The organism is Campylobacter rectus, assembly GCF_004803795.1.
Lineage (GTDB): Bacteria > Campylobacterota > Campylobacteria > Campylobacterales > Campylobacteraceae > Campylobacter_A > Campylobacter_A rectus.
The window spans coordinates 1011228-1025538 of record NZ_CP012543.1 but is presented as its reverse complement, the minus strand read 5'-3'; the positions used below and the strand labels follow the sequence as shown (position 1 = coordinate 1025538).

Sequence of the window (14311 nt, the reverse complement as noted above, 5' to 3'; positions counted from 1 at the left end):
TACTTATTATTTAATTTATAGAGCATTCCCGCAAACACACAATACTTAAACATACTTTATAGATATTTTTACTATGCTTTTTATCTTGCTATATTCTACACTTTCGTTTATTTAGTGATTATTGCTGGATTTCTACTTTATCTTTTCGTCGCCAGATCGCACTTAGCGCCGCGAGTAATCATCAAGGACTGATCGTAAAATAAAATAAGCACCACCGAAACGCCCACACCTAGAGCTAACGAGACCGTCGTGGTCGTGATGGCGTTGTCGAAAAATATGATTAAGTATTCGTTTTTCTTAGCGATATCAGTCTCGTTTAGAAACGAAAACAGCGCCAAAATGCCCTTATATGCGTAAACTCCGGGCACCATCGGCAAAAGCGCCGGAAACGCAATGATCTCGGCGGGCACTTTTAGCCGTTTGGCAAAGAGCATACCTAAAATCCCGCTTAAAAAAGAGACGATGAGCGTGGCGACGCTGATGTTAAAAAATCCCATCTGCATGATCCAAAAGCGGCTAGCGTGCGCAAATGCCGCAAGCAGCGCGCAAAATGCGAGAGTCCTTTTTGGCGGAGAGCTAGCGTAGGCAAAGCCAAGCCCCGCCACCGCGGCAAAAGCGCCGTCTATAAGCGTCGCAGTAAAAAGCTCAAACATGTAAAATCTCCGCGCTGCTAAGCGAGAGCGTGATATAAACGCCCACCGCGATGCAAAGTATCAGGATGCCCGTGCTCACGGCCCTGCTGATGCCCACAAGCGTATTGTCGTTTAGGATATCAAAGACCGAGTTTATGAGAAAAACGCCCGGCATCAAAAAGAGTATCGACGAGCCGATCGCCACGTCGCTAGTGTGCGTAAAGCCGTAAAATACGCCAAGATAGGCGATAAATGAGACGATAAACGAGACCAAAACGTATTGGATTTTTAAATTTACGCCCATTTTAGCAAGCGCAAATCTAAGGCTATATCCCACGAGCGTCGCGAAAAATACGCAAGCCACCGAGCCCGCATCGCCGCCGAAAAGCTTGCAAAACGCCGCATTTGCAAGGCTGATCAAAATAAGCGAGCTTGCAAATTTATGCGCCCCGATGCGCAGGACGCTCTCAAACTGCTCTTTGGCCTCGTCTAGGCTCAAATTTTCATCCAAAATCCGCCAACTAAGCGACGAAAGCTCGGAAATACGGTTAAAGCTCACCTGCCCTACCTTGATCTTTTTCACGTAGGTTCGGCGCAGGGAGTTATCCTGCGAGTCCATCACGCTAATCGTAAAATACTTCACGAAAATCGTCACGCTAACGTCGTAGCCGTAGCGCCTAGCCACGCGGTCTACGCACTTTTCGACGCGCGCGGTGTAGGTGCCGGCGCTCACCATCGCCGTCGTGTAGTCGGAGAGAAAATCGGTTAAAATTTGGATATCGGGCTTCTCGGGCATCTTGCTTTCTTTATTTAAAATTTAGTCGATTTTATCAAAACCTAGCTAAAATAAAATTTTTAACCCAAGTTTTAAACGATAAATTTAGCGATAAAATATATTTTGGCTTTCTATTTTAAAAATTTCCGCCGCCCGCCGAGCCGGGTTAGGAGAAATAAATTTACTCCGCTTGCACCGATGCCAGCTTAGATCGCATAGCCGTTTTACCTAATCACGCGCACCATTCTCATCGGAATTTACCGCGCAAGGGCGCTATCTGCACGCTTTAGACCCTGTCGCCGGGCACATCTTTGCACTACCGCCGAGCAGAGCCGTATGATCGGCAAATTTACTCCGCTTGCGCCTTAAGTTTTTTATAAGAACGCAGGAAAAATAACGCCGTTTGCGCAATCATCATCATTTTCATCGCCCATTCGCTCGCTTTATGCATCGCGTCAAATTCGGCATTTCCGATGGTCGCATCCTGGCCCGCAGCCTGAGCCGCCACGATAAAATCAGTAAAATAAAATACGAAAAGCAAGGCCAAGCTTAAATTTATAAAGCTTAACATAAAGCCTGAAATGCGCACGCCAAAGCTCTCTTTGCCCCTTAGCGAAGCGGCCTCGTAAACAAACGCCAATGCGCTAACGCCCAGCAAAACATAATTGTATTTTATAAAAATTTGCGTCATCATTATTCCGCTTTGAAAATGCGTCAGCACACCTTCGCCTATGAGTTTTTGAGGGAAAAATATCACCGGCGCTACGAAAGCTCCCAGAGCGATCTCTACGCCCACCAAAGCAGCCAGTAAAAATAGATAAATATTTTTCATTTTAGTCCTTTGTTTTAAAATTTTTAGCTCTAGCGCGCTTGCGAAAATTTATAAATTCGCAAATGCATTTCGCGCGACGAATCCGCGATCAAATCCCGCTAAATCCCGATAAAATTCCGCCTCAAATCCACTAAGCTCAAGCACGCTTTCAAGCGAGGCTTTTTGATCGTAGCCCATCTCGCAGGCTAAGTATTTTACGCCGCGATTTTTAGCGACGAAGATTATGTTTTTTAAGATCTCGTCGCCCGCCGCGCCGCCAAACAGCGCCTCATGCGGCTCGTTTAGCACGAATTTATCAAGCTCGTAGTCCTGCGCGATATAAGGCGGATTTGAAACTAGCAGGTCAAACCGTCCGTAAATTTGGTCCAAATACGCGCATTTTACGAACTCTATCCTATCCTCTACGCCAAATTTCGCGGCATTCTCGCGAGCTAAATTTAACGCATCGTCGCTGATATCTGAGGCTATGATTTTGGCGCTTGAGTTTAGCGCGAGGCAGATGCTGATTATCCCGCTTCCGACTCCGATCTCGGCGACTAGGGGCGGCTCGTTTCGCGCAGGCAAATTTGATAAAACTTCAAGCGATTTTTCGACTAAAATTTCAGTCTCGGGACGCGGGATCAAGACGCCCTTTTTTACGTTAAAACTAAGCCCGTAAAAGCCCACCTCGCCCGTGATATACTCTAGCGGCTCGTGATTTGCGAAGCGTTTTGCTAACGCAAAATATCCCTCCGAATCCTCTAGCTCGCGGTTTAAATTTAAAAATATCCATTCGATTTTTACGCCGAGTTGTCGCATCAAAAGCGCCTTGGCTACGCGCGCCGGATTTGCGCCGCTTATCTCGCACGCAGGCGCGATCTGAGATGAGGCGGCCTTTAGCGCGTCATTTACCGTCATTTTCCAGCTCGTTTATACGCTCAAAAAGACTTGGGTGCGAGTGATAGACGAACGCGTAGAAAGGATGAGCCTTCGGGAAGGCCTTGTTTTCGGAGCCTAGCTTTTTTAGCGCGCTTATCATATCGGCTTTGTTTGAGACATCGCCTGCAAATTTATCGGCGCCAAATTCGTTCGCGCGGCTAAAATACGAGCTCACCGGCGAAAATAAAAACCCGAAAATCGGCGAAAAAAGTAGCAAAAACACGATCACTCCGCCGCCTGCCGGGCTGAGTCCCAGCGCCTGATACGCCGCGTCAGGGATGTTGCCGAATATAAAAAACATCGCAAAAAGCATAACCGCGCTTAGAGCAATCATTTTTAGGATATCTTTGTGCTTAAAGTGTCCCAGCTCGTGCCCCAAAACGGCGATTATCTCCTCTAGGCTCAGTTTTTTAACGAGCGTATCAAAAAGCACCACGCGTTTAGTCGCGCCAAGACCGCCGAAATAGGCGTTTAAGCGGTTGTCGCGCTTGCTAGCGTCTATCGTAAAAACGCCGCTGCTTTTAAACCCGCACTGCGCTAAAAGCCCTTCTATACGGCTTTTTAGCTCGCCCTCTTCTAGCGGCTGCATTTTGTTAAAAATAGGCGCGATGAGCGTCGGATAGATGAGATTTATCACAAGCGCGACGCCAAAGCTAAGCAAAAACGCCCAAAACCACCAAAAATCACCCAAAAATCTAATGCAAAGCAGCACCAGCCACACAAACAGCGTGCCAAACACCAGCGTTAGCGCGAGCGTTTTAAGCAGATCAAGCGCGAAAATTTTGGGCGTGACGTTTGAAAAGCCGAGCCTTTTATCTTTGACGAAGGTTTCGTAGATATTTAGCGGTAGCTCCAGCAGCGACGAGATGATCAAAAAGCTCATCACAAAGATGATATGATCTCGCAGTTCTCCCGTTTTATAGGCGCTTTCATACATCTCGCCAAGCCCCCAGCACGCCCACATCATAAATATCGCGGCGTGATAAAACAGGCTTGCTATCTCAAATTTTTGATTAGTTATCGCTGCCGCGGCGGCGGTTTCGTATTCATTCTGCTCTAGCACGACGGCTGGCTTTTTAGCCTCCGCGCGTATAAAGTTTATCTGTAAAATCGCCAAAATCGCCTTTGCGGCAACGTAAAAAAAGTAAATACCGAGTAAAAAATAAAACATATTTTTCCTTAAATTTTATAAAGACTAAAGCAGCCGTAGTCGGTGCGCACGGCCAAAAATTCCTCGCCGTTTATACGCTCAAATTTCGTCTCGCAGCGCTTCACGACGTGCGAGAGCTCAAAGCTAAGCTGCAAATTTTCGCTTTTTAGATCGATGATACGAGCTTTGTCGTAGCTAATTAGCGCCAGCCGTGAACCGTCCGCGCTAACGCAAAGCTCGTCCGCCTCGGCGCATTCGCCTCGCAGCCACGCAGGATTAAGCCGCTCGCCGCTTGCGGTATCGAGGCAAACTGGCTTGCTAGAGTAGCGCTCCTTGCCCAGTAGAGAGCCGTCCGCCAAAAAGCAAATTTTATCAAAAATGCCGAAATCGCCCCTGATCTCGTTTAAAATTTCGCCGCTTAGCGTGCTTAAAATTTTAATCTCGTTTTGCTTGCAGCAAAGCGCAAGTCGCGTACCGTCAGCGTCGAGCGCGGCACAAAGGATCGGCGCGTAGCTTTTCATTTCGGATCTGTACTCGGCCAGAGGCGAAATCTCGCCGCCGCGCAGAGTAAAAATTTGACCGAACATCGCAAACGCCGCCGTATCTTTCGCAGCGCAAACGAAACTCGTAAATTCTTTGCTGTTTTTAAAGCTTAACCCTTGAGAGAGATCGCTAAATTCGCCTCTTGCCGGGTCAAATTTAAAGATAAAATGATCCAGATCCAAAAGCAAAATTTCGCCCGCACGCTCCGCCTGCCACGCAAGCGGCTTTGGCAGGACGATCTGTTGCTTTACGGCGCCGCTCACGTCCAGTCTGATTAGAAAATCATCCAGCGCGCCGCCATCTTTGTAGCCGCCGCATTTATAGACGAAAAGCTCGCCTTCCGCGCCCGAAAAGGCTAGCGCGCCCGTGTATCCGCCGCCGATATAGACGTGCAGACTCGCCTCGCCCGCTTTGGCGCCCGCGTTTTGCAGGACGTAACCTTTTTTCAGGCTCTCCCACTCCTTTTTCGCGCAGGCTTTTTGCGCCTCATCCGTGCTAGCAAACTCCTTTTGCGTCTGCCTCGTTTTGCCGTTTTTGATGCTCTCACTTAGTAAAATTTGACTCTGCACGCGCAAATTTAGGCGATCGCCGTTTGTTAAATTTATAAAATTTTTCATCAAATTTACTTTAAAAAGTTATCGTAAAACGAGCTGATAAAAAGCACCAAAATGATAAACGGCACGACGAATTTGATATACAAAAACCAGATATTTACGAGTTTTGCGTATTTTTCGCTGCCCCGCATTATCTCGCGTTTAGCTTCGTCCTTTAGCACCCAGCCCACAAATATCGCGCATCCTAGCGAAGTCAGCACGAAAAATATCGTAGCGCTGATGGCGTCGTATGCGTCAAAGATATTTTTACCGAAAATTTTAACGTCAGAAAGCAAGTTAGTAGCCATCAAGGACGGTAAATTTCCAAAGATAAATATCGTGCCAAGCACAAGCAAGATCGCGCTTTTGCGTTTTATTTTAAATTTTTCCTGAAGGGTCGTGATGATGACCTCGTAGATCGGCAGCGACGTCGTGAGCGCGGCGATCATCAGTAGCGCAAAAAACGCCACCGCGAAAAATCCGCCAAAAGGCATATGCGAAAAAACGATCGGCAAGCTCTTAAACACGAGGCTCGGGCCGCTATCGGGCGAGACGCCGTAGCTAAAGAGCGACGGAAATATCATAAAGCCCGCAAGCACGGCGATGAGAGTGTTTAGGATGCCCGTGATGATCGAGATTTTCACAAGCCCTTCGTCCTTTTTAACAAAGCTTGAAAGCGTGATCATTACACCAAAACCAAGCGAGAGTGCAAAAAATACCTGCCCCAAAACCTCGACGAAAAGCTTGATATTTATCTTTGAAAAATCGGGCGTGAGGTAAAATTTGACGCCTTCCATCGCGCCCTCTAGCGTCAAGTTTTTTACGATCATCACGATCATGAGCACGAAAAGTAGCGGCATGAGGTACTTTGCCGAGCGCTCGATACCGCCGACCGCGCCCTGCACCAAGATCGCGTAGTTTACAAGCACGAACACGAGCGTCGCAAAGCTGATAGCCAGAGGATCGCTCACGATATTTTGTTCGTAAAACGCGCTCGTAGCCTCAAAGCTCAGCACCCGCGAGAGATCAAGCATGCCAAATGCGATCTGCGCGATGTAGTTTAGCACCCAGCCGCCGATAACCATATAGTAGGCCATGATGCCAAATGCGCCGAGCAGCCCCATCCAGCCCACGATTTTCCATGCCGGGCTGATATTTTTACCGCCGAATGCGTCCACGGCGTTGCATTTTAGGCGTCTGCCGATCGCATTTTCAGCTAAAATCATCGGTATGCCGATCACGATCATCGCGATGCAAAACACGAGCACGTAGGCGCCACCGCCGTTTTGCCCGACCAGATACGGGAAGCGCCACGTCGCGCCAAAGCCCACGGTCGCGCCCGCGACTGCCAAAATATACGTTATTTTCGAACTCCAAGTCCTTCTATCCATCATAAACCCTTTAATAAAACGCGAAATTATATAAAAAAATTGATTAAAATTTGCTAGCGGAGGGCAGTGTCGGCGCATAAGCTCGGCTTTTTTGCTAAATTTGAGGATTTTGCGAGCGAAATTCGTTTTTGACTCTGGGATTTGTTTTTTTGCAAGTTTAGGTTTTTGCGAGCAAATTTATAAAATTTAAACGACTTGACGCCAAGACGGCTCGCCACTCAAAAAATAAATTTAAGCCGCAATACGGGAAAAACGCGATAAACGGATCGAAAGTTAAATTTTGCAATAGAGCGGCAAGGCACAAGAAAGCAAAATTTAAACGACAAGGCCGGCAAGATTGACGGCAGTTTCAAAAAAATCAAATTTATCATTTGCCGAGCTAAAACGGCGATTGCGCAAGCTCGAAATAGCAAACCCGTTAGTCTAAAACGGCAAATTCTACGTATCCTTCCATCGCGACGAGTAAAATCCAGCCCACCTCGGGGCTGCAAAAATAGCGATGCTCGGGGATATTTTCAACCGTAAATTTTAAAAAATCGTAAAAATACTCGGACGCAAATTTGACCCCTGCGCCGGTTAGATTGTCGCCGACGTAGCTTATCTCACCGCTTAAAATTTTACTTTGGACACTTGAATTTGAGCTTAGAAAATTTTTAATATCGGCAAAATTTTTATAATCGGCCGTTTTGTAATCTTTTAAAATTTGCAAAACGGGCTTTGAGCCGACAAAGGTAAAATTTCGCTCTATAAACTCCACTACGCCATCGCTCACGCACCACTTTTGGCCTAAATTTGACAAAAAAGCGAGCATCTCTTCATCGGCTGAAATGAAATTTGAAACGGGATTTTTCGGACTCATTTGTCTCCTTTTGCGAGATTGCCGTAAATTTTATAAAAACGTAAAATTTAGCAAACCGCTCGTATGTTTGTTTTACAAATTTCAAGCACTGGGCTCGCGGCAAAATATTTTTTATCGAAATTTTATCTAAGAACAAAAGAGATATTATATCTTGGAGAGATTTTGAGAGTTACGAAGTGAAAAATAGGAGCAGGCTGGACAAGCCAGCCCGCCGAGCCGATTTTTCACGAGTTCCGTTAAAAGCTCCCGAGAGATAACTACACAAAAAAATCGCCAAATTTCGCGCACCAAACTCGCGGCAAAGAACTCGCCAAAAACCGTAAATTTAAACAAAAAGGCGTTATATCTTGAGGTGATTTTTAAAGTCGCGACGCAAAAATAAGACGGGGCAGATCGGTCGTCCGCGAGTATTTATTTTTACCAGCCCTTCAAAAAGCATCCGAAAAATCACTTCATAAAAGCCGTCAAATTTCGCACGCCAAACTCGCGGCAAAGAATTTTTGAACAAATTTAAATGTTTTTTATCGAATTTCGTCCCAAGATAGGACGCAAAGTCCATCGACGGGCGAAATTTGTAAAATCATTTAAAAGTGCCAAAAAATCAAGCCGCTATTTCAAAGCTTCGAGTCTAACCACGACAGACCGCCTATGCGCCCCCAGCCCCTCGGCCTCGGCTAGCTCCATACATGCATTTGCTAGCTCGCTTATGCCTTTTGCATTTAGCGAGATGAGCGAGGTGCGCTTCATGAAATTTTCAACCCCGAGAGGCGAGTAAAATCTCGCGCTACCGCCAGTTGGCAGCGTATGGTTCGGTCCGGCTAGATAGTCGCCCATAGCTTCGGGCGTAAAGTGCCCGATAAATATCGCTCCGGCATGCCTGATCTGCCTAGCTAGCTCCATCGCGTCATTTGTCGCGATCTCTAGGTGCTCGGGCGCTAGCTCGTTAGCCAGCCTCACGCACTCACCCAGGTCGCTAGCTACGATTATAGCGCCCTTTTTATCGATGCTAGCCTGCGCGATCGGCTGCCTGGCTAGAGTCTTGATCTCCTCGTTGATATGCCTTTGCACCGCCGCGCCGAAGGCTTGGTTAGGCGTGATGAGCACGGCGCTAGCCATCTCGTCGTGCTCGGCCTGCGAGAGCAGATCCACGGCGATGTGACGAGGGTCGGCGCTCTCGTCGGCGATGACGCAGATCTCGCTAGGGCCCGCGATCATATCGATATTTACCTCGCCGTAAACGAGCTTTTTAGCCGTCGCGACGTATATGTTGCCAGGACCCGTGATGACGTCGGTTTTTTTGATCGTTTGCGTGCCGTAGGCCATCGCCGCTACCGCCGACGCACCGCCTACTTTATAGGCCTCCTTGATGCCGCAGATATGCATGGCGGCTAGCAGTAGCGTATTTACCTTACCTCCGACGGCAGGCGTGCAGACCGCGATCTCCCCAACGCCCGCGACCAGAGCCGGGACGGCATTCATGAGAAGCGAGCTAGGATAGGCGGCCTTGCCTCCGGGGATATATAGCCCGGCGCGGTCTAGCGGGGTGTATTTTGCGCCTAGCAAAACGCCGTGCTCGTCGTGCTCCATCCAGGTTTTTGGCAGGCTTTTTTCGTGGTAGCTTTTTATGCGCTCAAAGGCTAAATTTAACGCGTTTCGCAGGCAGCTATCTATGCCGTCGTAGGCCTTTTGCATCTCTTCGGTGCCGATTTTTAGGCTATTTGTGTCAGGTTTCCAGCGGTCGAATTTCTCTATCTGCTCAAAAAGCGCCTCGTCGCCTCTAGCGCGCACGTCCTCAAGTATCTGCGAAACGGCGGGCGTAACCGCGCTCATATCGCCGTTTGAGCGGTTTACCAAAGCCGCAAAATAGTCCTTAAAATTTTCGTTGCTAGTGAGTAAAAACTTCATCTCGTCTCCTTAAATTTTCTTTCGTATCTTAGTTTTTGACTGATATTTCCGAGCGCGCCGCCTTGGTGGATGTATAAAATCTCGTTTTTAAACGCGCCCAGGTTTGCCATCATCGTTAAAAAGCCGACCGGATCGTAAATGAGCTCAAATTCTATCCCGGTTTGCTCGCACGCTTCGCGCCAAATTTGATAAAGCTCCGGCTTTAGATCGCCGAAATGATATTTTTTCGGCGGCGGCAAAATGCGCGCCTTCGAGTTTGGCGTCAGCGCCTCGATCTCGCTTTTTAGGTAGTTTGCGTCGCCCACGCAAGGACAGGTATAGACATCAAATTTGACGTGCTTGGCCAAAAACGCCGCCGACGTGCCGGTGCCTGAAGGCAAAAATATATCCACGATTTTGCCCTCCGCCTCCGCCCAGCGCTCTATCTGCCTAGCCTGCGAGATAAAGCCCTCCTCCGCCTGAGGCTGCCAAACGCCCTCGTTTATAAAAAGCGAATCGCCGATGAAGCAATCCTGCGCGGCGGGTAAATTTGAGCTAGACGGGTTTGCGGATTTTTTAAAATTTGAGTTTTTATGGCTTTTGCATATGCTGGATTTTACGCCCGCGAGCTTTGCTGGTTCGTCAAATTTACTCGAAATTTGCCTGTTTAAATCTTGTGAATTTGATTTTTCTATTTGCAAATTCGGCTCGACTTCGGCTTGCAAATTTGACATATTTTTTGCATTTAAATTTATATCCGTAAAACCGAGTCCTTCGTCAAATTTGCTCAAATTTAACCTGCCGGCATCCTTTAAATTTGAGCAAATTTCGCTGCGATTGTGCGTCAAATTTACCGCCTCGCCGCAGCAAATCTCGCCCTCTTTTAACCTTGCTAGCTCATAAGCTAAAGCCCTGGCTCGCGCTCGTCTATCTTTATCTACATATATTTTCATCCCGTTTTCAAGGGCAAATTTAAAATTTCCGATCGGATTTGCCGCTAAATTTGAGCTTAAATTTGAAACGACGTAGTGAAACTCAAAGCCCTTCATCTTCGCAAAGACGCTTAGGCTATACATCGCGTTTGACTGGCTTGAGCCGTAGCTAACGACGCGCTTTACGCCGCTTAAATCAGCGTGCAGAAAATATTCCAGCTTTCTAGCCTTGTTACCGTTAAATCCGCCCTCTACGAGATCGTCGCGAAGCACGTAAAAATCAGTATCTCGAAACTTAGTTTTTTGAATACTTTTTATTTTGTTGCTCCAAGAAATTTTCCATCTCTCTCATAGATTCTTTGTCGGAAATCGAAATTTTGATCTCTATACGCCTGGATGCATCCGGGTCCTCTTTGCCGTTTTTTATCACCAGATCGCTAAAGCTACGCCCGCTAGCGATGAGATATCGCTCCAGGCGCTTATCCTTGTTCCACGAGTAGATAAAATCCAGCACCGAATACGCGCGCTTTTGCGACAGATCGAGGTTATACATATAGCTTCCCACAGAGTTCGTGTGACCCTCGATCACGATCCTGTCGATGTGCTTTATGATCTCTTCGCTGTTTAGTATCGCTTCGAAATAAGTCTGTAAAATTTCTTTTAGGCGCACCTTAGCCTCGTCTTTTAGCTCGTATGAGCCCGTATCAAAGAGGATAGACTCAGGTAGCGATACGACACCCGAGCTAGGGTCGATATTTACCTTGCCGCCCAGCTTTGCCCTTAAGTTTGAGATGACGTTAGAGCGAAGCGAACTAAGGTCCTTTATCTTGTCTTTTGTTTTGTTAAAATCCTCTTCCAGCGCCAGATACCTTGAAATTTCACTGTTAAATTTTTCATTTAGCACCTTTATGACATCCTCTTTTTGGGCCAGAGTTGCATTTACATCTTTTAGAGTTTCATCCCTCTGGGCTAAAATTTGCCCGAGCTGCAGCACTCTATCCTGCAAATCAGCGATAGTTTTGTTTGCGTCGTTTAAATTTATCTCGTAGGTTTGGGTTAAATTTGTAAGCTCGTTTTTCTCTTTTTTGACGCCCTCAAGCATCTCGTTTACGAGCCTGTTTATATCGGCAAGCTCTTTATTTTCGCTCTTTGCGCGGTCTAAATTTGAAAAAATTTCTTTTATAACGTTTTCTTTGCGCACAAGCTCGTTTTGCGATGAGGCGATTTGCTTCTCGCGCTCGCTCAAATCTTTTTGCAGTTTTGCCAGATCGCTTTGGCTAAGGACGTATTTTACGACGACGGCGCCGATGATGAGCATAAAAACAAACATCAGCCCCGCCATCAGGTCCGCATACGATATCCAAAAGGTCTGATCGCCGCTTTTACCCTCGCTACGCGTTTTCATCTAGCATACTCGCCTTTTCGATGGTTTGCAAGATCTCGTTTGTCTCTTTGTCGAGTTCGTCGATATCTTGCTTTAGCCCTTCAATGAGCGCGCTATTATCCTCGTATGCTTCGCCGGCTTCGGCGTCAAAGGCCTTTTTAAACGCCTGCACGCCCTCGATCAGGCTCTCTTTAAAGCCCTCCATCGCCAGCTTTTGTTTTTCTAAAATTTCGCCGCTAAATTTAGAAAGCGATTCGCTAAAAATCCTGATGTTATGCTCAAGCTCGCCCACGCTCTTTTCAAGCCTTGTTATGCGCTCTCCGCCCACATCGTAAAGGCGGTTGTATTGCTCGGCAAATTTTAACTGCATATCTTTGATACTGCCGTTAAATTTGTTGATAACGTTTAAAATTTCGGCGTGAATTTTAACTAAGTCTTTTTGGTCTTTTGAGGATTTTAGCAGCGTATTCATCGTTTGCTTGATGTGTTCGTCGCTTAGTTTGACGGCCTCTTCTTCGTTTTTCAAGATATTTGTAAAAGTCTTAAATTTGCCATCGATAGTCTTGTCGAGCTCTTCGAAAAATTCGGCATTGCTAACGTGCTCGAATATCGCTCCGATCTTCTCAAAGTGCCTTAAATTCTCTTGCAAATATCTTCTATCAAGCTCCTCTTTTGTCCAAAAAAAGCCGCTTGTCGCATTTTTTTGTCTTCTTACCAGCGTTTCAAATTTACTTGTTCCGTATTTTTCAAAAAATATCCACCAAAGCGCTAAAAAAATACCGTATATAGAGACGTAAAACGCGGTTGCGACACCGCTAAGAAGGGTTGAAATTTCAGTTTCGAGCTGGATCGTATTTGAGGAGTTAAACTCAGGCATAGAAACCGCTATACTGATAAACGTTCCTAAAATGCCCAGCATCGGAAAGATGCCCGCACCTACGGAAGCGAAATTTTCATTACGCAAATTTCTGGTGTAGTAGGCGACAAATTCATCAAATCCTGCATTTGACTTCGTATCTTTGCCGATGACTAAAAGGTGCTTGATGATGTATTCTTTTAAATTTCGCTTAAAATCAGCCCCGCTTTGCTCGAAATAGCAGCAAGCAAGCTCGGCGCTATTTTTAGCAAAAACAAGCGAAATCGCCCAGATAACGCCCATCATAACGACCGTGTGTAGGCCGATCTGAAAATTTATATATCCAAAATACCCAAGAAGCGCGACGAGATAGATCGCCGTCGGTAAAAATACGATTTTCGCATAGACGAAAAATGACTGTCTGCTTTTTACTTCAGGCAGCGCCAAATCGGTAAAATTATCGTTTCTCGCTTCTTTTTTGGATTCCATTATGGGCCTTAATTTCTATTTAAGCAGTTTAAATCTTCAAACGCCGTTAGTAGGCGCTTTACCATCGATTCCTCGCCGCTTCGCAGCCATTTGCGCGGATCGTAGTATTTTTTGTTCGGTTTATCCTCGCCTTCGGGATTGCCGATTTGACCTTGCAGATAGGCTCTGTTTTTGAGCTCATACTCTCTCACGCCGTCCCAAAACGCCCACTGCGTATCGGTGTCGATGTTCATTTTTACCACGCCGTAGCTAACTGCGTCTTTTATATCGGCGATCTCGCTACCGCTACCGCCGTGAAAGACGAAATTTACGGGTTTATCGGATTGCAGATTAAATTTTTCGCGCACGAATTCTTGCGAATTTTTTAAAATTTCGGGTCGCAACACGACATTGCCCGGCTTATATACGCCGTGGACATTGCCAAAGCTCGCCGCGATGCTAAATCTATCGCTGATTTTGCTTAGCCGTTCGTATGCCTGCGCGACGTCTTCGGGCTGGGTATAAAGAAGCGCGTTATCGACGCTGGTATTATCCACGCCGTCCTCTTCGCCGCCCGTTACGCCAAGCTCGATCTCTAGGCTGATACCAAGCTCGCTAAGCTCATTCAAATACTTCTCGCAGGTGCTTAAATTTTCATTGAGGCTCTCTTCGCTAAGATCAAGCATATGCGAGCTAAAAAGCGGTGCGCCGTGGGCTTTTTTATATTTGCGGCTAAATTTAACCAGCTCATCTATCCACGGCAGCAGCTTTCTAGCCGCATGATCGGTGTGAAGGATCACGGGCACGCCGTAAGCCTGGGCTAGCAGATGCACGTGCTGTGCGCCCGCTACCGCGCCTAGGACGCCCGCGTCCTTACATGCTTTACCCGCGTAAAAGCCCGCCCCGCCGTTACTAAACTGGATGATAACGGGTGAGTTAGCCGTCTTCGCCGCTTCTAAAACGGCATTTATCGAGTCGCTTCCGACCACGTTTACCGCAGGCAAGGCAAAACCCTGCTCCTTTGCGTATTTATATAGCCTAGTTACGTCATCGCCGCTTAAAACGCCGGCTTTTACTACGTCTAAAACACCCAT

13 protein-coding genes are annotated in these 14311 nt (G+C 46.9%); all 13 read right to left on the bottom strand.

Features of this window, described 5'->3' with window-relative positions:
* Positions 1-137: 137 nt before the first annotated feature.
* Positions 138-653 (bottom strand): threonine/serine exporter family protein, encoded by a 516-nt coding sequence (locus CRECT_RS04860; RefSeq protein WP_004319499.1) that lies wholly within the window; start codon positions 651-653, stop codon positions 138-140.
* Entirely contained in the window at positions 646-1428 is a 783-nt protein-coding gene (locus CRECT_RS04855; RefSeq protein ID WP_004319399.1) for a threonine/serine exporter family protein, read from the bottom strand. The genes CRECT_RS04860 and CRECT_RS04855 overlap by 8 nt, the downstream gene beginning before the upstream one ends.
* Before the next feature lie 328 nt (positions 1429-1756).
* Positions 1757-2239, bottom strand: coding sequence for a DUF4149 domain-containing protein (locus CRECT_RS04850; RefSeq protein ID WP_004319501.1), 483 nt, complete (start codon positions 2237-2239; stop codon positions 1757-1759).
* Between the two features lie 48 nt (positions 2240-2287).
* Positions 2288-3136 carry a peptide chain release factor N(5)-glutamine methyltransferase gene (gene prmC, locus CRECT_RS04845; RefSeq protein ID WP_004319397.1) on the bottom strand — a complete coding sequence of 283 codons (849 nt, stop codon included), beginning with the start codon at positions 3134-3136 and terminating at the stop codon, positions 2288-2290.
* On the bottom strand, positions 3123-4328 hold the full coding sequence (locus tag CRECT_RS04840) for a M48 family metallopeptidase (RefSeq protein ID WP_004319386.1): 1206 nt from the start codon (positions 4326-4328) through the stop codon (positions 3123-3125). The genes prmC and CRECT_RS04840 overlap by 14 nt, the downstream gene beginning before the upstream one ends.
* An 8-nt stretch (positions 4329-4336) precedes the next feature.
* A complete protein-coding gene (locus CRECT_RS04835) occupies positions 4337-5467 on the bottom strand; it encodes a hypothetical protein (protein ID WP_004319372.1) in 1131 nt (376 codons plus the stop codon).
* A 5-nt stretch (positions 5468-5472) separates the two neighbouring features.
* Positions 5473-6834, bottom strand: coding sequence for a sodium-dependent transporter (locus CRECT_RS04830; protein WP_081451664.1), 1362 nt, complete (start codon positions 6832-6834; stop codon positions 5473-5475).
* A gap of 418 nt (positions 6835-7252) precedes the next feature.
* On the bottom strand, positions 7253-7693 hold the full coding sequence (locus CRECT_RS04825) for a hypothetical protein (RefSeq protein WP_004319422.1): 441 nt from the start codon (positions 7691-7693) through the stop codon (positions 7253-7255).
* 609 nt (positions 7694-8302) lie between these two features.
* Positions 8303-9598 carry a histidinol dehydrogenase gene (gene hisD / locus CRECT_RS04820; RefSeq protein ID WP_004319466.1) on the bottom strand — a complete coding sequence of 432 codons (1296 nt, stop codon included), beginning with the start codon at positions 9596-9598 and terminating at the stop codon, positions 8303-8305.
* A complete protein-coding gene (locus CRECT_RS04815) occupies positions 9595-10782 on the bottom strand; it encodes a hypothetical protein (protein WP_004319441.1) in 1188 nt (395 codons plus the stop codon). Before CRECT_RS04815 ends, hisD begins: the two co-directional genes overlap by 4 nt.
* A 22-nt stretch (positions 10783-10804) precedes the next feature.
* A complete protein-coding gene (locus CRECT_RS04810; protein WP_004319444.1) occupies positions 10805-11914 on the bottom strand; it encodes an OmpA family protein in 1110 nt (369 codons plus the stop codon).
* On the bottom strand, positions 11901-13238 hold the full coding sequence (locus tag CRECT_RS04805) for a MotA/TolQ/ExbB proton channel family protein (protein ID WP_004319413.1): 1338 nt from the start codon (positions 13236-13238) through the stop codon (positions 11901-11903). Before CRECT_RS04805 ends, CRECT_RS04810 begins: the two co-directional genes overlap by 14 nt.
* An 8-nt stretch (positions 13239-13246) precedes the next feature.
* Positions 13247-14311, bottom strand: a complete 1065-nt coding sequence (gene fbaA / locus CRECT_RS04800) for a class II fructose-bisphosphate aldolase (RefSeq protein ID WP_004319403.1) — start codon at positions 14309-14311, stop codon at positions 13247-13249.